13 protein-coding genes are annotated in these 18,053 nt (G+C 44.3%); 8 read left to right on the top strand and 5 right to left on the bottom strand.

The window, feature by feature from the left end; translation table 11 throughout:
- Nucleotides 1-62: 62 nt before the first annotated feature.
- Nucleotides 63-530 carry a DM13 domain-containing protein gene (locus AB4482_RS19570; RefSeq protein ID WP_017064357.1) on the top strand — a complete coding sequence of 156 codons (468 nt, stop codon included), beginning with the start codon at nucleotides 63-65 and terminating at the stop codon, nucleotides 528-530.
- A gap of 120 nt (nucleotides 531-650) precedes the next feature.
- Entirely contained in the window at nucleotides 651-1,493 is an 843-nt protein-coding gene (locus tag AB4482_RS19565) for a mechanosensitive ion channel family protein (RefSeq protein ID WP_372133027.1), read from the top strand.
- Nucleotides 1,494-1,579: 86 nt separating this feature from the next.
- Here AB4482_RS19565 and AB4482_RS19560 read toward each other — a convergent pair whose 3' ends face one another.
- The gene (locus AB4482_RS19560; protein ID WP_017059490.1) at nucleotides 1,580-2,023 is read right to left on the bottom strand and encodes a dCMP deaminase family protein; all 444 of its coding nucleotides are present in this window, start codon (nucleotides 2,021-2,023) and stop codon (nucleotides 1,580-1,582) included.
- 259 nt (nucleotides 2,024-2,282) lie between these two features.
- On the opposite strand from AB4482_RS19560, the gene AB4482_RS19555 reads away from it, so the two are divergent.
- From AB4482_RS19555 to AB4482_RS19545, 3 genes are all read left to right on the top strand, one after another.
- A complete protein-coding gene (locus AB4482_RS19555; protein ID WP_065584750.1) occupies nucleotides 2,283-3,419 on the top strand; it encodes an efflux RND transporter periplasmic adaptor subunit in 1,137 nt (378 codons plus the stop codon).
- Between the two features lie 11 nt (nucleotides 3,420-3,430).
- On the top strand, nucleotides 3,431-6,583 hold the full coding sequence (locus AB4482_RS19550; protein WP_017068408.1) for an efflux RND transporter permease subunit: 3,153 nt from the start codon (nucleotides 3,431-3,433) through the stop codon (nucleotides 6,581-6,583).
- Nucleotides 6,584-6,916: 333 nt separating this feature from the next.
- Nucleotides 6,917-7,603 (top strand): MaoC family dehydratase, encoded by a 687-nt coding sequence (locus AB4482_RS19545; RefSeq protein WP_017059493.1) that lies wholly within the window; start codon nucleotides 6,917-6,919, stop codon nucleotides 7,601-7,603.
- 76 nt (nucleotides 7,604-7,679) lie between these two features.
- On the opposite strand, the gene AB4482_RS19540 is transcribed toward AB4482_RS19545, so the two are convergent.
- Nucleotides 7,680-8,495 (bottom strand): phosphate ABC transporter substrate-binding protein, encoded by an 816-nt coding sequence (locus tag AB4482_RS19540; RefSeq protein ID WP_017064361.1) that lies wholly within the window; start codon nucleotides 8,493-8,495, stop codon nucleotides 7,680-7,682.
- Nucleotides 8,496-8,759: 264 nt separating this feature from the next.
- On the opposite strand from AB4482_RS19540, the gene AB4482_RS19535 reads away from it, so the two are divergent.
- On the top strand, nucleotides 8,760-9,122 hold the full coding sequence (locus tag AB4482_RS19535) for a DUF3024 domain-containing protein (RefSeq protein ID WP_372181458.1): 363 nt from the start codon (nucleotides 8,760-8,762) through the stop codon (nucleotides 9,120-9,122).
- A 184-nt stretch (nucleotides 9,123-9,306) separates the two neighbouring features.
- On the opposite strand, the gene AB4482_RS19530 is transcribed toward AB4482_RS19535, so the two are convergent.
- Together AB4482_RS19530 and rnb are read right to left on the bottom strand one after the other, a co-directional pair.
- On the bottom strand, nucleotides 9,307-10,137 hold the full coding sequence (locus tag AB4482_RS19530) for an AraC family transcriptional regulator (protein ID WP_017064362.1): 831 nt from the start codon (nucleotides 10,135-10,137) through the stop codon (nucleotides 9,307-9,309).
- Between the two features lie 173 nt (nucleotides 10,138-10,310).
- A complete protein-coding gene (gene rnb / locus AB4482_RS19525) occupies nucleotides 10,311-12,317 on the bottom strand; it encodes an exoribonuclease II (protein WP_372102939.1) in 2,007 nt (668 codons plus the stop codon).
- Nucleotides 12,318-12,626: 309 nt separating this feature from the next.
- Here rnb and AB4482_RS19520 point away from each other — a divergent pair, with 309 nt between their 5' ends.
- Together AB4482_RS19520 and AB4482_RS19515 are read left to right on the top strand one after the other, a co-directional pair.
- Nucleotides 12,627-14,696, top strand: a complete 2,070-nt coding sequence (locus AB4482_RS19520) for a DEAD/DEAH box helicase (RefSeq protein WP_080582207.1) — start codon at nucleotides 12,627-12,629, stop codon at nucleotides 14,694-14,696.
- Between the two features lie 743 nt (nucleotides 14,697-15,439).
- The gene (locus AB4482_RS19515) at nucleotides 15,440-16,633 is read left to right on the top strand and encodes an acetate/propionate family kinase (RefSeq protein WP_017064366.1); all 1,194 of its coding nucleotides are present in this window, start codon (nucleotides 15,440-15,442) and stop codon (nucleotides 16,631-16,633) included.
- A 267-nt stretch (nucleotides 16,634-16,900) separates the two neighbouring features.
- Here AB4482_RS19515 and AB4482_RS19510 read toward each other — a convergent pair whose 3' ends face one another.
- Nucleotides 16,901-17,866: a GlxA family transcriptional regulator gene (locus AB4482_RS19510; RefSeq protein ID WP_372181456.1), complete on the bottom strand. Its 966-nt coding sequence runs from the start codon at nucleotides 17,864-17,866 to the stop codon at nucleotides 16,901-16,903.
- Nucleotides 17,867-18,053: the final 187 nt, after the last annotated feature.

Raw genomic sequence — 18,053 nt, 5'->3', positions numbered from 1 at the left:
ATATCTCTTTGTATTTTTGAGAGTATTCAATAATACTCTCTTTAAGCATAAGGGAGTACGCGATGAAAAAGTTAGTTTTACTTTGCACCCACTTAGCCGTGGGTGCTGTTGGTTTTGGGCTAGGTGTTTACGCATTGCCTATCTTGATTGAGCCTGATTCTCCTTCCTCAAGTTCTGTTGAAGCGATCAGTGAGCAGGCTATCTACACGGGCGAGTTCACTAAAGATCGACAAGACAGTGACTTCTTGCACTGGGGAGAAGGCATCGTCTCAGTATCCGAAAGTGCGATCGCTTTTGAAGGTGAATTGGCGCCGGGACCTGATTACAAGGTTTATCTCTCGCCTAAGTTCATTGAAACCGAGCACGCTTTCAATGACAGCAAGAACGAGTTATTGAGAGTCGGAGATGTGAAAACATTCGACCGCTTTATGGTTGAGCTTCCCGAAGGTACTGATCTTAATCGATTTAATACGGTTGTGATTTGGTGTGAAACTTTTGGCCAATTTATTACTTCTGCCAAGATAAAGTGATAGCCTTACCAATAGCTGATTTAGGCACGTAAAAAAGCGCTCTATTTTTGAGCGCTTTTTCATAGCGAAGTCTCCGCTAATCGTTGTAAAGCTCGTCGTTGTAATGCTAAGGAATAAGTAATGGAAAAAGTGTGGCAAGTAATTGATTTTCTACTCGCTCATAAGTTTATTTTTAGTGCGTTGATTATCACTATTATTTTGATCATTCGCCGAATCACCTTGTCTCAAATAAGAGGTGATGTTGCTTTCCTTAGCGAAGACCAACGTAACTGGATGTCACGAACCAAAAACGGCACATTCGCGATTATTGTTGTGACGTTATTTGTGTTGTGGAAATCCGAAATCAGTGAGTTTGCACTGTCAGTTACGGCCATAGCGGTTGCTATAGTCGTCGCATCTAAAGAGATCATATTGTGCTTCACAGGTTCTATTCAGCGTGCGAGTTCTCGTTCATTTAGAATTGGCGACTGGATCGAAGTGGGTAAAATCAGCGGTGAAGTGATTGAGCACAATCTGATGGCGACCGTGATTCAAGAAATCGATTTGTATCATGGGCAATATCACTTCACTGGCAAGACAGCCACGCTGCCTAATAGCATGTTCTTCACTTATCCGGTTAAGAACCTCAACTTTATGAAGCGCTATGTTTATCATAACTTTTTTGTGACGGTGAAAGACTTTGTAAACCTATACCCTATGGTGCCGGGTCTTATTGTGAAAATTGAAGAGCATTGCGAAGAGTTTATCGATGTTGCTCGCCGTTACAACGGTGTGATCGAAAAGCACGCTGGTGTTGACCTTCCGGGTTCTGAGCCTCACATCCATATCACAAGCAGTTCGACAGGTGAGCAAGAAGTCCATTTTATGATTTTCTGTCCAACCGAGAAGGCGGTTCATCTAGAGCAAGAGATTCGTAAAGATTTCATGGAAGCATACGCTGAAGCATTTCCTGTCAGTGCTTAATCCTGCAGTCCGCTGAGCCCCAAACAAAAGAAAGCCGAGAGCGATAATATCGACTCTCGGCTTTTTTGTTCTAACTATCTGTTCGTTTAATCTAGGTCAGCCAGTGGCAACCAATCGACTTTTACGCCTGCTTGTTCAAACATATCTTGGCTCACTTTGATTTTGTCTCCCCAGCGAGAAAGAAAGTCTTCACTTTGCTCTGGGCAGTGAACCGCAGAAATACCGGTTTGGATGATTTTCGCTGCGCAGTTTGGGCAAGGGAAGTGAGTCACCCAGATTTCACAGCTGTCCAAATCACGCTTGGCGAATAAGATCGCATTTTCTTCAGCGTGAAGTGTCTTGAGGTACTTCATCTCTCTGTCATCAGTATCCGCACTATCAGACACGCCATGTGGGTAGCCATTAAAACCAACAGAAACAATGCGGTTGTGCTTAGTGATTACGGCGCCGACTTGAGTTGAAGGATCTTTACTCCAAGAACCGACCAATTCCGCCATTTGATAGAAACGTTTAGCCCATTTTGAAATCATGAGAATTCCTTAACAATTAAATGTGAATGCTTATCTGTCTGACAATACATTATGTTAGACAATATCCATAGAGAACAAAAGCTGAGAGATTGATTTACTTAGGAATTGTAGCGTGTTTGTAATCACTTTATAAGCACTTGGTTTCAATTAACATATTGATACACTTTGGGCAGTTATAATTGATATTCCTCGGACAATGGTAACAGAGGTGTTACGTAAATTTTATGCTGTTCAAATACTAATAAGTGACGGTATAACCATGCGTAAAAAGTTGATCCTTACTGCTCTTGCAAGCTCTCTTATTCTTGCTGGATGTGGGCAAGATGCTCAGAATGCCAAGCAAGCGCCTTTACCTCTCGTAGCTGTACAGGATGTTAGCGTCGTTTCTCACCAACAAAGTAAGTCGTACATCGGTCGTATTGAAGCCGTTGAAGACACGGCAATTACTGCACAAGTTTCTGGCTACCTGCAAAGCCGCCATTTCAAAGAAGGCCAAATGGTCGAGAAGGGGCAATTGCTTTACTCAATTGAGCCTTCATCATTTGAAGCAGAAGTAGCAAGCGCGAAAGCGGCTGTTGCTCAAGCGAATGCCAACCTTAAAAAAGCCGAACTTGATTTCAATCGTGGTAAGAACCTACTTCCTAAGGGCAGTATTTCTCAATCTGAATTTGATGCATTAACGGCAAACCTATTAGGTTCTCAAGCACAGTTAGAAGCAAGCCAAGCTCAGTTAAACGCCGCGAATGTCCAACTTTCTCACACCAAAATTATCGCGCCTTTCTCTGGAAGAATCAGTGACACTAAAGTAAGTAAAGGTGACCTAGTTTCACCGTCTTCAGGTGTTCTGACAACTTTGGTTAGCCTAGACCCAATCCATGCATCGTTCAGCATCAGTGAGCGTGAGCGTATTGAGCTGGGTATGGACCGCATCGAAGGCGATGGCAGCAGCGACTCTGCAGGTGTTGAAGTTCAGATCATGCTTGAGAACGGTGAAGCGTTCGAACATCTAGGTCAGCTTGACTTCTTGGGCAACCGTATCAACCTTAATACTGGTACGATCGCGATGCGTGCGATTGCTGATAACCCGAATCAGCAACTACTTCCAGGCCAACACGTTCGCGTTGATCTACGTGAAAAACAACCTATTGATGTTGTGACTATTCCTCGTCGTGCAGTGCAAACCGACCTCGAAGGCGACTTCGTGATGGTATTAGTTGAAGGAGAAGCCGAACCCGTTGCTGAGCGCAGAAACATCGAAATGGGTCGTCAGGTTGAAGGTGGTGTGATTGTTCATTCTGGATTAGAGAAAAACGACGCAGTCATCACTCAAGGCCTACAGCGTGTACGTAATGGTATGTCTGTTCGTATTCAAGCTTCTGCTGAACAAGCTGAGTAAGGGGACTATTTATGTTAAGTCGTTTCTTTATTCAAAGGCCTAAGTTCGCCCTTGTTATATCCATAATCTTAACGCTGGCGGGTGCGATTTCTCTCGCTATCTTGCCAGTGGCTGAATATCCAAAAATTAGTCCACCGTCGGTCAGTGTGTCGGCATTCTACACGGGCGCAAGTGCTGAAGTGGTGGAACAGGCGATAGCCGACCCCATAGAAACGTCGGTTAACGGCGTTGAAGATATGATCTACATGTCTTCTAAAAGCGCTAACGATGGTTCATACAACCTTAATGTGACCTTTGATGTTGGTACTGACCCAGATATGGCTCAGGTCAACGTTCAGAACCGAGTTGCTCAAATCGAATCGAAGCTTCCGCAAGAAGTTCGAATGGTGGGTGTCACCGTTAAAAAGCGTTCACCAGACCTTTTGATGGTATTGAACTTCTATTCGCCAAACGGTGAGTACGACGATCAATTCTTGATCAACTACGTTAACCTAAACATTAAAGACCAACTGGCTCGTGTGAAGGGCATCAGTGAAGTTAACGTGTTGGGTGGTGGTGAATACGCGATGCGTGTTTGGTTAGATCCTGAGAAAATGGCTAACCTCAATATCACCACTTCAGACGTGAATCGCGCGTTGGCAGAGCAGAACGTTCAAGTTGCTGCAGGCCGTATTGGTGCTGCACCTTATAACAACGCACAAGAAGTGCAGTTCAACTTGGTAACAAAAGGCCGATTAGAAACAGCTGATGAGTTTGAAAATGTTGTTCTTCGTGCAACTCAAGACGGTTCAACGGTTTACTTAAAAGACATTGCACGTGTTGAGCTTGGTAAAAAGTTCTACGACGGTAATGGTAAATACCGTGGTCAAGATGCGTCGATCGTAACGCTGTCACTTCAATCAGACGCTAACGCGCTGGAAAGTGGCAAAGCTGTGATGGCGATGCTGGAAAACTTAAGCAAGAACTTCCCAGAAGGCGTGGCGTATGAAGCAAGTTACGACACTACACTGTTTGTTGCTGAGTCGATCAAAGGGGTAGTAAAGACCTTAATCGAAGCCATCTTGCTGGTTATTGCGGTAACGTACCTGTTCTTGGGTAGTGCGCGTGCAACCTTGATTCCTGTAGTTGCGATTCCGGTATCTTTGATTGGTACGTTTGCCATCATGCAGATGACGGGTTTCACTATCAACACGGTAACCCTGTTTGGTTTGATACTAGCGATTGGTATCGTAGTAGATGATGCGATCTTGGTTATCGAGAACGTTGATACCACAATGGCTAAAGACCCAACCATTTCACCGCGTAAAGCCACGCTTATTGCGATGAAAGAAGTAACGGGGCCGATCATTACGTCGACCTTGGTTCTACTTGCGGTATTCATCCCTGTTGCAATGCTTCCTGGTATTACTGGCATCATGTACCGTCAGTTCGCTCTGACTATCTGTATCGCGGTTGTTATCTCTTCAATTAACGCATTAACGCTATCACCTGCATTGTGTTCACTGGTTCTTAAGCAGGGTGGTGGTAACACGGCGCGTTGGTACCAAGCGTTTAACCGTGGTCTAGAGTCTGTTACTAACAAATACGGTCAAGTGGCTGGCTTCTTAGTTAAGAAAGGCGTTCTGCTGTTCACTTTCTTCTTTGTGGCTTTGGCGGCTGTGACTTATTTTGCGAAGACAACGTCTACGGCGTTTGTACCTCAAGAAGATAAAGGCATTTTGCTGGTTAACGTTCAGCTTCCTGACGCGGCATCCTTGTCTCGAACCGAAGAAGTGACTAAGCAGCTGCTTGAAATGGTTGAACAAGAGCCGGGTGTTGATGGCGTAACACTGGTTAACGGCTACGCATTTATGACGGGCGCTTCTGCGTCGAATGGTGCGTCAATGTTCATCAAGCTTCACGATTGGGACATGCGTAATGCACTGGATGGTCAACACTCTGCTCAGGCTATCTCACAGCGTATTAATGGTCGTGCTGCGACTGAACTTCCTCAAGCTGTCGTGTTTGCGATGGGGCCTCCAGCAGTACCGGGTATGGGTGCAGCGTCTGGTTTTGAATTCGTTCTTGAAGATACATTAGGTCGTAGCCGAACTGATCTAGCGATGGTTATGAATGACGTGATTGCAGAGGCCGCTAAACAGCCCGAGATTTCACATACATTCAGTACCTTCCGTGCCAATGTACCGCACTACTATGTCGACATTGACCGTGAGAAAGCGCAGCAACTTGGTATTCCGTTGTCGGAAATCTTCCAAACACTACAAGGTAACTTAGGTTCTCTGTACGTGAATGATTTCACCATGTTTGGTAAAAACTTCCGCGTAACCATGCAAGCTGACAGTGAACACCGTAGCAGCATGGATGACCTACAACGATTCCACGTTCGTTCGTCTAATGGCGAGATGATCCCGTTAAGCACATTGGTGACTTACGACCAGATCTTCGAACCAGATGTAGCATGGCGTTACAACATGTACCGCAGTGCCGTGATTCAAGGTCAACCTGCAGAAGGTTACTCAAGTGGTGATGCGATTGCGGCAATGGAACGCGTAGCTGCAGAAGTATTGCCTCAGGGGTATCAGTACGAATGGACAGGCATGGCTTACCAAGAAGTACTAGCAGGTAACCAAGCGATCTTTGCTTTCGCACTGGCTCTGATCTTCATCTACCTGTTTATGGTGGCTCAATACGAGAGTTGGACAATTCCGATTGCGATTATCCTCGTGGTACCTGTCGCAACCTTAGGCTCCTTCTTGGCATTGAATCTAACGGGCACTCCGCTGAACCTTTATGCACAAATAGGTTTGGTTCTCTTGATAGCCTTGGCCGCGAAGAACGCAATCTTGATTGTGGAATTCGCAAAGGTAGAGCGTGAAGAGAAAGACGCACCGATTGAAGATGCGGCGGTGAAGGGCGGTACTTTACGTTTCCGTGCTGTGAACATGACGTCTTGGTCGTTCATCTTAGGTATCTTCCCGCTTATCTTTGCTGCGGGCGCAGGTCACGTGAGTCAGAACTCTTTGGGTATTTCACTGATCGGCGGCCTGTTATGTGTGTTACTGGCGGGTACGTTCCTAATCCCTGGCTTCTACGCATTCGTGCAACGTAAGCGTGAGAAAGCACACGGTGGTAATACCAAGCTGGTTCCGCTTGATGACGAATAGGGGATTGAGTGTCTTGTAAGATTCGTCTCTTACAAGACCAACCCTCGGAAAACTAATTCCTTGTAAAAACTGAGGTTTAGCATTGCGCTAAGCCTTTTTTATTCCACTTATGAATAAAAACGCCTTTTATATAAACAAATGTTTGTCATGTGATAGAGCTAACACTCTAATTTGGGTTTTGTAATAAAATGATGTTTTATTGGTAAGTATATGTTTAATATGATTTTAACAAGGTTCAGCTAACGGTTGTATGCTCGAAAACATTTGCACAATAGTGTGAAGTGTTTCAAAATTACGAAGTTATATTGAAATTTTTTGTGCATTGAGGTTCTTATGAAAGTCATTGATTTATTTAAACACCGAGGCGATAGCATGTCTTCGCAACACTCAGAGTTTATGCAATGGATGTCTCCAGCTCTTAGAGATTACTGGGGCGACTTTCTTAATCGTACGCAAAATAGCCATTTCTTTGCGTGGGTTCGTGATCACCACAAACCTGCTGTCAATGAAGATGCACCAGAGATGCCGGTGGAACAGCCGATCGTACTTAAGCCAGAAGCACAACTTGTGTTTGATGAGCTTAATCAACAGATCGGTGAAGTCATCCATACTGGCGACTGGATCAATGTAAGTCAAGACCGTATTAACCAGTTCGGCCTTGTTACTGAAGATATGCAGTGGATTCACACTGAGCCTGAAAAAGCGGAAACAGACTCTCCGTTCAAAACAACCATCGCACATGGTTTTTTAACTTTATCTCTGCTTCCTCGATTGACTGACAGTGTTGACCCTGACAAGTCTCAATTCCCAACAGCGAAGATGGTCGTAAACATTGGTCTTAACCAAGTACGTTTCCCATACCCTGTTAAATCGGGCAGTAATGTTCGTGCTAAAAGTACGCTAACAAAAGTAACGCCAATTAAGAAAGGCCTAGAGATTGAACGCGAAATTCGCGTCGAAATCGAAGGTATTCGTCGTCCTGGCGCTGTGATCGTTTCAGTGATTCAACTTCACTTCTAAACGAACCATATAGATTCCAAAAAAAAGAGAGAGCTTAATGCTCTCTCTTTTTTTTCATAAGATAAAACTCACTCACTTATTTAATGCGAGTGTAGCCGTACTCTTCGATAAGGTCTTGCCCTTGCTTTGACTTCACGAACTTGATGAAGTCTTTGCTCTCGTCAGAAACTGAGTCTGTCTTGTGCAGCAACAAGAATGGGCGAGCCAATTCATAGCTGTGGTTAGCAATGTTCTTAGATGTTGGCTCTACGCCTTCAAATGTAATTGCTTTAATCGAACGGTCGATTGAACCAACAGAGATAAAACCAATCGCGTGTGGGTTATGGTTAACAATCGTTTTAACCATGCTGTTGCTGTTTACAACCAAGTTATTTGGGTTGATGTCAGACACTAGACGGTCATTAATGATCTTCGTTAAACCAAGCAAGCTTTCGAAGCTATAGCGTGAGCCAGAAGACGCTTCGCGAGTGACAACTGCGATAGGCTGATCTGCGCCACCCACAGCTTTCCAGTTCGTGATTTTGCCTTTGTAGATATCGAACAGCTGCTCACGTGTAACGTTGCTTACAGCGTTTGAGCGGTTAGTTACTACAGCTAGGCCGTCAAAGGCAATTGGAAATACCTTCAACTTCTCGTCTTGTTCGCGGTCGGTTAAATAACGCGAGCTCATACCGATGTCAGAGACACCTTTATTAACCATGGTAATACCTGCTGTAGAACCAATGCCCTGAACCGCAATATAGTTATCAGGGTGAGTCTTGTTGTACTCCTCAGCTAATACATCCATCACTCGTGATACTGAAGTGGAGCCCGAAATAGTGGTTTCTTGTGCTAAAGCAGCATGAGAAGACAGGGCTAAGGATAAAAGAGAGGCAAGCGCGACTCGTAACATAAACAACTCCTAGTTAATAACATTTGTCGCATATGATAGGTCGGTTATATGACACTTTTGTGAAATTCCATACTCTCGATGTATAGCTGTTCGCTTGATGAGTCGTAGCTTTCTGGGTTTCCGAAAGCAAGATTCGTTTCTGGGAGCAGGGCAGGTATTTTGATTACGCTTGTTCGCTAAAATGTTTGTTGAGTCCTAAGCTAAGTAGAGGAATTCACTACTTAGAAGTTTCTATGAAGTTTCTATGAAGTTACAAGGGGTGTTATGTCCGTCATTCATATCGAGCTGAATCGTCTTTTAATTGGGGCCGAGAGGCTCTGTACATCTCGAAATCGAAGTTTACCTGTCGAGCTAGGCAAATCCCTATATGAAGAGTGTGAGGGTGGTGTGCTGTTTTCTCAGGCGCATTATCTACTCGACTCATCTCACAGTGATTATACAAACGAGATCGTCTGCGTGACTTTTGATGAGTCGCTGTCTTGTTGGTTAGTGATGGTGCCGCTTGAAGGGGATGTCGAAACCGACTCTGTGAATTGGGCGCCGTATCCGTACCTTCCTAAATCGAAGGATCTTGATGCTATTTTGGCGGAAATAGAAAAAGACCCTAAATCGTACTTCTGGTCATAGTCACTCTGTTTTCACGTTTGCTGGTGGCCTGCTCGCAAAGCTGAATCAATGAGTATCAAAACTCAACCACTGAATCCCAAAGCCAAATCATCTCATCCCACACCCAAGTGGCTTAATATTGAAGCCACTTGGTTTACACCAGTTCCCAACTAAGACGTCCACATCAATCTATCGCTTTGTTTCTTTAAACTTGCGGCTTTACGCTCTGCAGTTGTGCTTGTGCCACTAGCGATCGGAAGTCTTTTGGTGTTTTTCCGTGATACGTTTTAAAGGCCGTGCTGAAGTGAGCGGCACTTTTAAAGCCTGACTCATACGCGATTTGAGTGATCGACTTATCCGATGTTCTTAGCTGAGTGGCTGCATGAGCAATACGTTTTATCTTTAATAAGTTTGAGAACGACAGATCTTCAGCCGATAAGCGACGTTTAAGCGTAGCCGGTGACATTCCCATGTAACTGGCGAGCGTATCCAAAGAGATATTGTTTTCAATGTTTTGCTCGATGTAATGAATGACTCTTTGGGTCACGGTTAACCTTGAAGCTCGAGCAATAATAGCCAATAGAGCTGGGTACTGTTCCACCATCAAAGACAGCAAACTTAAGCCTAATTGAGTGAGTGCGTAGTCATTCTGAGAAGAAGAGTTGGCCAGTGACATGATGAGATCTTTCAACTGACAGAGCTCAGTATCCGTTTGATTGAACTTAATGTACTTGTCTGGGATTCGAGCGGACTCTAAATCGCTGAACTGATTAATGAACTTTTGAAAGATAGCCAAATCAAAATCTAAGCAGGTTGCGCTGAATTCGCCATTTTCAGTGTTAACCGTGATGTCTTTAATCTGACCAGAATTGTAAAGGGTGAAATCTCCCGCTTGCAACGAGGCTTGAGTACCATTGGGCAACACAAAAGAAATGCTGCCTTTCGACACTATAAAGATACCGTTTTTAGAGGCAGGATAACGTTCTCGTCTCCTGGGAATGAAGTTTCTGAACTGAGTAACTGTGATTGATGACATAGTGAGCTTCTTTGACGTTGTAAATTGATTGCTTATTGATTGTTTTTTTTAAGTATTGTTTAAGCATGAGACATTTACAAAAAAGGCGCTAATAATTAGCGCCTTTAGAAGTGAACCTTTGAAGCTTTTGACCTTGAAAGCTTTGACCTTGAAAGCTGTAGCTGTTAAAGCCTTTAAGCTTCGGTTTCGTTTGTCGTTTCAGGCACGCTAGGCAAGTCCGCAAATACTTGAGTAGGTTTTGCTACTAAGTTACGGTTTTCCTGATTAACTTCAGAGAGAACTACTTCTAAAACGTCTCCCAGTTTGTATACCATTTCTTTATCGATAGATACAGTACCCATATCACCGTTGCACTCTATTCTTTCTTTATTATTAAGAATGAGAGATCCAGGGATAAATGCAGCAGCACCATTTTCAAGTAAACGTACACGCATACCTGCACGGTTAATATCGAAAATCTCAGCTTGGAAACGAGTTTCTTCTGCTGGAGCATTGGCTAGAGTGCGAGCATACAACCAATCGCCAACATTACGCTCAGCCATGCCGTGGTGACGGCGGTGCAGGGCAAGTTCATCACCGATAGTTTCATCTGGTGTTTGAATTGGCGCTTTACCTAAGATGTGTGCTTTAAGCATACGGTGGTTAATCATGTCGCCATATTTACGAATTGGAGAAGTCCAAGTTGCGTAAATATCTAATCCCATCGCGTAGTGCGGTGCAGGCTCATTGCTGATCTCGCTATACGCTTGGAATTTACGAATACGGTTGTCGTAGTAGCTGTTATCTAAAGAACCTAACCAACGACGTAGAGTAGCAAAACCTTCTAGAGAAATGATTTGCTCTTCAGTGAACGGCGTTTCCGCTTGCGGGTTTACCAGTTCAAGAACGTCGGAGATTTTCTCAGCCTTGAAACCAGAATGGCAGTTAAACACACCTTGGTTGAAGCTCTCTTTTAGTACTCGGCCCGCACAGATGTTCGCGCTGATCATTGATTCTTCAACCAGCTTGTTTGCGCTACGACGCATGTCAGCGTGGATAGCGACAACATCGTTATCTTCGCTCAGTTCAAAGCGGTAGTCAGGGCGATCTGGGAACACAACAGCGTTTGCTGAGCGCCATGCTGAACGTGCTTGAGCAAATTGGTGAAGATCAGAAACAATTGCAGCAATCTCTTCTGATGGTTGCCATTTCTCTGATGCACCTGTTTCTAGCCAGTCTGATACGTTGTCGTAAGCAAGACGAGCATGAGATTTGATGTTTGCAGCGAAGAAGTTAATGTCATCACCGATAACGCCATCTTTAGATACCGTTACTGTGCAGCAAAGTGCAGGACGAACTTCGTTCTCGATCAGTGAACATAGGTTGTCAGCAAGATCACGAGGCAACATTGGGATGTTGCGACCAGGAAGGTAGATAGTGAAACCGCGCTCGCGTGCCACTTTATCCATCGCATCATCTGGAGAGATGTAAGCCGTTGGATCAGCAATTGCGATAGTCAGTTCAAAATCACCGTTCTCTTTCTTCTTCGCGTAAAGCGCGTCATCCATATCTTTTGTGCTTTCGCCATCGATAGTCACAAAAGGGACGTGTGTCATGTCTACACGTTCAAGATCGGCGTCATCGTTGATTAGCCAGTTGTCGATGCCTTCAGGCTCACTGTTTGGTAGATCGTTTTGTGCCAGCGTTACCCACCAAGGTGCAATCTTGTCGTCAGCGTCTGTGATTTTCTCAGAGATCTGAGCCAAGAAACCATTGTCACCTTTTAATGGGTGTTGAACGATATGAGCAACAACCCAGTCACCTTCTTTAAGCGTTTCAGGGTTTAGACCCTTCATTGCTTTCGCTTTAAGTTGCAGTTTTTTGAGCTGCGGGTGATCAGGAACAACGTTCAATCGGCCTTTGAAAAGCTTAACTCGTGCAATAAAGCGAGTAAGACCTTGTTCAACCAATTCCTCAGGCTCTGCTACTTCGCGCTCTTTCTCTGTGCGAATGATGGCAATCACCTTGTCACCGTGCACACATTTCTTCATGTACGGAGGCGGGATAAAGAAGCTTGTTTTGCTATCAACTTCGAGAAAACCAAAACCTTTTTCAGTGGCTTTGATGGTACCTTCCTTTTTAGGGAGGGTTTCTTGGATTTGCTGCTTGAGCTGAGCGAGTAGAGGATTATCTTGAAACATTTTGACTTTTATCTATCGAGGACAATTGAGCACACTATAATCATTGCGAGGCTTGATTACTACTTAAAGGCGAAGTGAGCGTTAATTAATTGCCCTCTTATTTAACTAGGTCAATTTGCTAGGAGATGGGTGCTGTGACGAGATATTCATCAAGTTTTGACGATATGATAACCAGTATTGATGTAAAAGCGAAAAATATGTGATGTATTTCAATTTTTTCTGGATTTTTTTATGCATTTAGGGAATAATCCGCCTCCCTTAGACGTCCCTAATGGCTTGAAGTGTTTTATTACTGCTTCGTAACTCTGAATGGAATCAGTATCTGATTGGATCAGTATTGGAATTGATAGAGCTCCCGGGACCTTTTGTTTACTTATATATAGTGGGATCCCAATGTCCGAATCTGTAATTCAATTTAATGAATTAGCCCTAAACGATAACATTCTTTCAGCTCTTGATAGCATGGGTTTCGTTTCTCCGACTCCAATCCAAGCAGCAGCTATTCCTCTTCTTCTTGAAGGCCGTGACGCACTAGGTAAAGCACAGACTGGTACTGGTAAAACAGCAGCATTCTCTCTGCCTTTACTTAACAAAATCAACCTGAACCAACACAAACCACAAGCAATCATCATGGCTCCTACTCGTGAGCTAGCGATTCAAGTTGCTGCGGAAATCAAAAACCTTGGCCGTGATATCAAAGGTCTTAAAGTTATTGAAATCTACGGTGGTGCTTCAATTGTTGACCAAATGCGTGCTCTAAGCCGCGGTGCTCACATTGTTGTTGGTACTCCAGGTCGTGTTAAAGACTTACTAACTCGTGACCGTCTACACCTAGATGAAGCACACACATTTGTTCTTGATGAAGCAGATGAAATGCTGAAAATGGGCTTCGTAGATGACGTTACTTGGATCCTAGAGCAAGCTCCAGAATCTGCACAACGTGTACTTTTCTCTGCAACTATGCCTCCAATGGTTAAGACTATTGTTGACCGTTACCTACGTAACCCGGCTAAAGTTGACGTTGCTGGTACTAACCACACAGTTGATAAAGTAGCACAGAACTTCTGGGTTGTTAAAGGCGTAGAAAAAGACGAAGCAATGTCTCGTCTTCTAGAAACCGAAGAAACTGACGCGTCAATCGTATTCGTACGTACTCGTCAAGACACTGAGCGTCTAGCTGATTGGCTATCTGCACGTGGCTTCAAAGCTGCTGCACTGCACGGTGATATTCCTCAGTCTCTACGTGAGCGTACTGTTGATCACATCAAACAAGGTGTTATCGACATCCTAGTTGCAACTGACGTTGTAGCTCGTGGTCTTGATGTTCCACGTATCACTCACGTATTCAACTACGACATCCCATTCGATGTTGAATCTTACATCCACCGTATTGGTCGTACTGGCCGTGCTGGACGTAAAGGTAAAGCGATCCTACTAGTTCGCACTAACCAAATTCGCATGCTTCGCACAATCGAGCGTGTAACTAAGTCTCAAATGGAAGAAATCCAACTTCCTCTACGTGACCAAGTTGCTGCTGCACGTGTTGCTAAGCTTGGCGCTGAACTTGAAACTGAGAAAGAAAGCAAAGCACTAGAAAACTTTGCAGGTCTTATCTCTACTCTTCAAGAGTCTCTAGAAGTTGATGCTGCTACTCTAGCTGCAATGCTTCTTAAGCGTCAGCAAGGTAAGAGCCCACTATTCTACGTTGGCGAAGACCCAATGATCGCTGCTATTGAGCGTGATAAGAACCGTCGCAAAGAGCGTCGTGAAGATCGTGACAACGGCCGTGACGGTGGTGGTCGCAACTTCAATACTCAAGATTGGGATACTTACCAACTACAAGTTGGCCGTGAGCAAGGCGTTCAGGTTAAAGACATCGTTGGCGCACTAGCAAACGAACTTGGCCTAACTAAAGGTTCTATCGGTGCTATCAAGCTAGACCAAGGTTCTACTTACGTTCAACTGCCAAAAGCAATGAACTCTGAAACTGCTGGTAAGCTAAGCAAACTTCGCATTCGTCAAAAAGAAGCTGGCGCTGTAGTTGTTGATTTCAATGACTTCCGTGAGCCTCGTCGTGGCGGCGGCGGTCGTGATGGCAACCGTGGTGGCAACCGTGGCGGTCGTGATGGTGGCGGCTACCGTGGTAACCGTGAAGGCGGCAACCGCGAAGGTGGTAACCGTGAAGGCGGTCGTGGTGGATACCGTGGCAACCGTGATGGTGCTCGCGATGGTAACTCTGCTGGCGGACGTGATGGCGAACGTCGTTTCGACCGTAACCGTGGTGGCGATCACCGTGGTAACTTCCGTGGCGAACGTGGCCATGGTAACGGCAATGGCGGTGGTAACCGTGGTCGTCGTCCAGAGCGCAACGAAGGTTAATCAACCTGTCGCTTAGACGCTTTAGGTCTAGACACTGAATTTAAAAGCCGAGCGTAATGCTCGGCTTTTTTGTGCCTGCTATTTGAACTTAAGCTTTGGTTGGCTCGATATTCGTAGCTAACTTACTTTAATCAAGCTTCGTTCCTGTAACTATGCTTCGTCCATGAAACTAAGCATCGCGCCTAGAACGAATGTTAGTGCCAAAACTTAGCTGTATCGCGTTCTAAGCCTATACCAAAAGAACGTGCTACAAGATGCTGAAACAAAGAGTGAAGGCTATCTAAGCGTCGTTACAGTGCATCTATTCGTAGAGTTGTGCTCGAAGGCAATCAAAATAAGATCAGATCACTATTCTCAACTTCAGTGAGCTTTTTGATGCAAACACTGAGCAATTGAGAAATCGAGCAAAAAGTTATCGGTAATGATAAGCAGACGAAAGGGAAGGGTGGTTGTTTTTCAAGCGGATCACCTGCATTTGTTCGAGTCGCTTTAATTAACTGAATCAAGTTAAAAATAACGTGAGCACTCGTTTGCGTCACCTGTTCATTAATTTTCTTATTCAACTATTTTTTAATTCCGCTCTCGAAATAAATAATTTAATGACCAAGATCAACTTAATTGTGTTCATTTAGTGATTTTTTCAAAACAAAAGTTGAAAGATTCAAAAATTATTGAATAATGGACTTAACTAAAATTGAAGTAAACACTTCATCCAATTCGTACTGAAACAGGATCCATATCCAATGTCTAATTCGTTTGTTCTGGTTATTAACTCGGGTAGTTCATCCCTAAAATTTGCTGTAATCGATTCTGTTTCTGGTGAAGCAGTATTAAGTGGCCTAGGGGAGTGTTTTGGTCTTGAAGATGCTCGTATGAGCTGGAAATTCCAAGGCGAGAAAACTGAAATTGCCATTCAAGGTGAAGATAACCACCACAAAATTGCCATTGGCAAATTGGTTGGCCTGATGGAAGACCTAGGCTTCACGGCTGATATCGTGGCTATCGGTCACCGTATCGTTCACGGCGGTGAGAAGTTCACTCAAACGGTTCGCATTACTGAAGAAGTAACGAACGAAATTGAAAGCCTATCTGACCTAGCTCCACTTCATAACCCAGCAGGTGCTATCGGTATCCGTGCTGCAATTGAAGCTTTCCCTTCTCTACCTCAGTTCGCTGTATTTGATACTGCTTTCCACCAAACAATGCCTCAACGTGCATTCACTGGTGCAATCGCAAAAGAGCTATACACAGACTTCGGCGTACGTCGCTACGGTTTCCACGGCACTAGCCACTACTTCGTTAGCCGTGAAGCTGCGAAGATGGTTAACAAGCCAATCGAAAAATCGAGCTTCATCTCTGTTCACCTAGGTAACGGCGCATCTGTATGTGCTATTAAAGATGGTAACAGTGTTGATACTTCTATGGGCTTCACACCACTTTCAGGCCTAATGATGGGCACACGTTGTGGTGACCTAGACCCAGGCATCATCGAATACCTACTTAAGAAAGGCTGGTCACAAGAGCAAGTATTTAACTCTCTAAACAAGGAGTCTGGCTTCCTTGGCGTGTCTGGTCTTACGAGCGATGCTCGTGGCATCTTAGAAGCAATGGAAGAGGGCCACGAAGGCGCTAAGCTTGCGTTTGAGGTGTTTACTTACCGCGTAGCGAAATACGTTGCTTCTTACCTAGCAACGCTAGATTCTTTAGACGGTATCATCTTCACTGGTGGTATCGGTGAGAACTCTCTACCAATTCGTCGTGAGATCTTAAACAACCTTAAGATTCTAGGTTTCGTTGAAGATGTAGCAGGTAACGAATCTGCTCGCTTTGGTGCTGAAGGGATCATCGCTAAGTCTGAAATGTTAGACGCAGTAGCAATGGTTATCCCAACCAACGAAGAATTCGTGATCGCCCAGCAGTCGGTTGAACTGCTGTAATTTTTTCAAAAACAGATAGTTAAAAGCGAGCTTAGTGCTCGCTTTTTTGATCTTATATGTTGGATAGACCATCGCTAAGTGGCCTTATAGCGAGATAGTCAAAACTCATTCTATTGATTTCGGCAAATCATTTTGTAGCTTCAAACTAGTGATGTTAGGGCTGGCTTGTGATGCCCCAAAAACGCCTAGAATTGAACTTGCAAGGTGTCAGATACAAAAAGTAATAGATGCGACGATCTAGCCCCATCGCCCTCAATGAAATTAAGACTATTGCTTGAATGTAGTGCGCCACTGAATCGGCGATACATGAAAAGCCGATTTAAAGTGCTTTCTGAATACACTGTCAGAGCCAAAACCCGCTTGCTCTGCAACTTGAGGTATCGATAGTTTCGTGGTTTCTAATAGACGTTGGCTAAGCACCAAACGTCGGTTTTGCAGCCATTCACCAAATGTACAGCCATAGGTGGATTTAAACTGGCGTGTGAAGGTACGTTTACTCATCGCACAGCGCTCAGCGACTTCATCTAGTGAGTGACACTGATTAAGGCTCTGCTCCACCAGCTCAATCACAAGGCTAATACTTGTCTCTGTAAGAGGTTTTATGTTGACTGGTGCTGGTATGTATTGCTGCTGTCCACCAGTACGAGATGGCGCAGTCACCATCTTACGTGCGAGATCATTCGCAAGCTCACTACCACACAAACGGCGCACTATATGTAGACAACAATCTAGCGAAGCTGCTACCCCTGCTGAGGTAATGATAGTCTCATGTTCAATAAATAGAGGGTTTGGATCAAAATTCACCTTAGGAAATTGCTGCTGAAATTGTTCGGAAAACGCCCAATGGCTTGTGGCACGTTTTCCATCGAGAACGCCAGCACATGCAAGTACATAAGACCCGAGGCAGAGTCCTACTAGTAGCTTACCTTTCCCATGATGCTCTATTAGCGCCTCTATAAGTCGCTCACTTGGCTCTGGCAGGTCATTTGGCCAGCTTGGAACAATCACAATATCCGCCTCTTTAATAGCGCTCAAATCTCTATCGATCACCACACCGAATCCTGAGCTTGTTTCCAATGGCGAGCTTTTTTCGCTACAGATTTTCAAGTCAAACCGAGGCGGCTGATCGAAAAAGATATCTTGAAACACCATACAGGGTACAGAGAGATGAAAAGCACTGATCCCTTCAAAGGCAATCAAAGTGATTTTGACTAACTCGGTTGATTTCTCCATATTTGTCTCGATTTGCGCGAATATTGACTTTCGAGACAGTATGGCAAGATTACCGAAAATAGCATACTAAATCACATAGAGAATATGACTCATGAGTGAATTTAGAGAGGTATTATGAAGATCCATCACCTACGTAGCGCAACATTTATTATTGAATCTGGCGAAAAATTTATCCTTATTGATCCTA

Origin of the sequence: Vibrio sp. 10N.222.55.C7, assembly GCF_041473335.1 — a bacterium.
Classification (GTDB): domain Bacteria; phylum Pseudomonadota; class Gammaproteobacteria; order Enterobacterales; family Vibrionaceae; genus Vibrio; species Vibrio crassostreae_C.
The sequence above is the reverse complement of the archived record's forward strand: the minus strand, read 5'-3'. Positions and strand labels throughout refer to the sequence as shown.

Bases quoted from the DNA above. Each gene is read 5' to 3' on its own strand.
- AB4482_RS19570 (WP_017064357.1), top strand. From the start codon at position 63: ATGAAAAAGTTAGTTTTACTTTGCACCCACTTAGCCGTGGGTGCTGTT.
- AB4482_RS19565 (WP_372133027.1), top strand. From the start codon at position 651: ATGGAAAAAGTGTGGCAAGTAATTGATTTTCTACTCGCTCATAAGTTT.
- AB4482_RS19560 (WP_017059490.1), bottom strand. From the start codon at position 2,023: ATGATTTCAAAATGGGCTAAACGTTTCTATCAAATGGCGGAATTGGTC.
- AB4482_RS19555 (WP_065584750.1), top strand. From the start codon at position 2,283: ATGCGTAAAAAGTTGATCCTTACTGCTCTTGCAAGCTCTCTTATTCTT.
- AB4482_RS19550 (WP_017068408.1), top strand. From the start codon at position 3,431: ATGTTAAGTCGTTTCTTTATTCAAAGGCCTAAGTTCGCCCTTGTTATA.
- AB4482_RS19545 (WP_017059493.1), top strand. From the start codon at position 6,917: ATGAAAGTCATTGATTTATTTAAACACCGAGGCGATAGCATGTCTTCG.
- AB4482_RS19540 (WP_017064361.1), bottom strand. From the start codon at position 8,495: ATGTTACGAGTCGCGCTTGCCTCTCTTTTATCCTTAGCCCTGTCTTCT.
- AB4482_RS19535 (WP_372181458.1), top strand. From the start codon at position 8,760: ATGTCCGTCATTCATATCGAGCTGAATCGTCTTTTAATTGGGGCCGAG.
- AB4482_RS19530 (WP_017064362.1), bottom strand. From the start codon at position 10,137: ATGTCATCAATCACAGTTACTCAGTTCAGAAACTTCATTCCCAGGAGA.
- rnb (WP_372102939.1), bottom strand. From the start codon at position 12,317: ATGTTTCAAGATAATCCTCTACTCGCTCAGCTCAAGCAGCAAATCCAA.
- AB4482_RS19520 (WP_080582207.1), top strand. From the start codon at position 12,627: ATGGAATCAGTATCTGATTGGATCAGTATTGGAATTGATAGAGCTCCC.
- AB4482_RS19515 (WP_017064366.1), top strand. From the start codon at position 15,440: ATGTCTAATTCGTTTGTTCTGGTTATTAACTCGGGTAGTTCATCCCTA.
- AB4482_RS19510 (WP_372181456.1), bottom strand. From the start codon at position 17,866: ATGGAGAAATCAACCGAGTTAGTCAAAATCACTTTGATTGCCTTTGAA.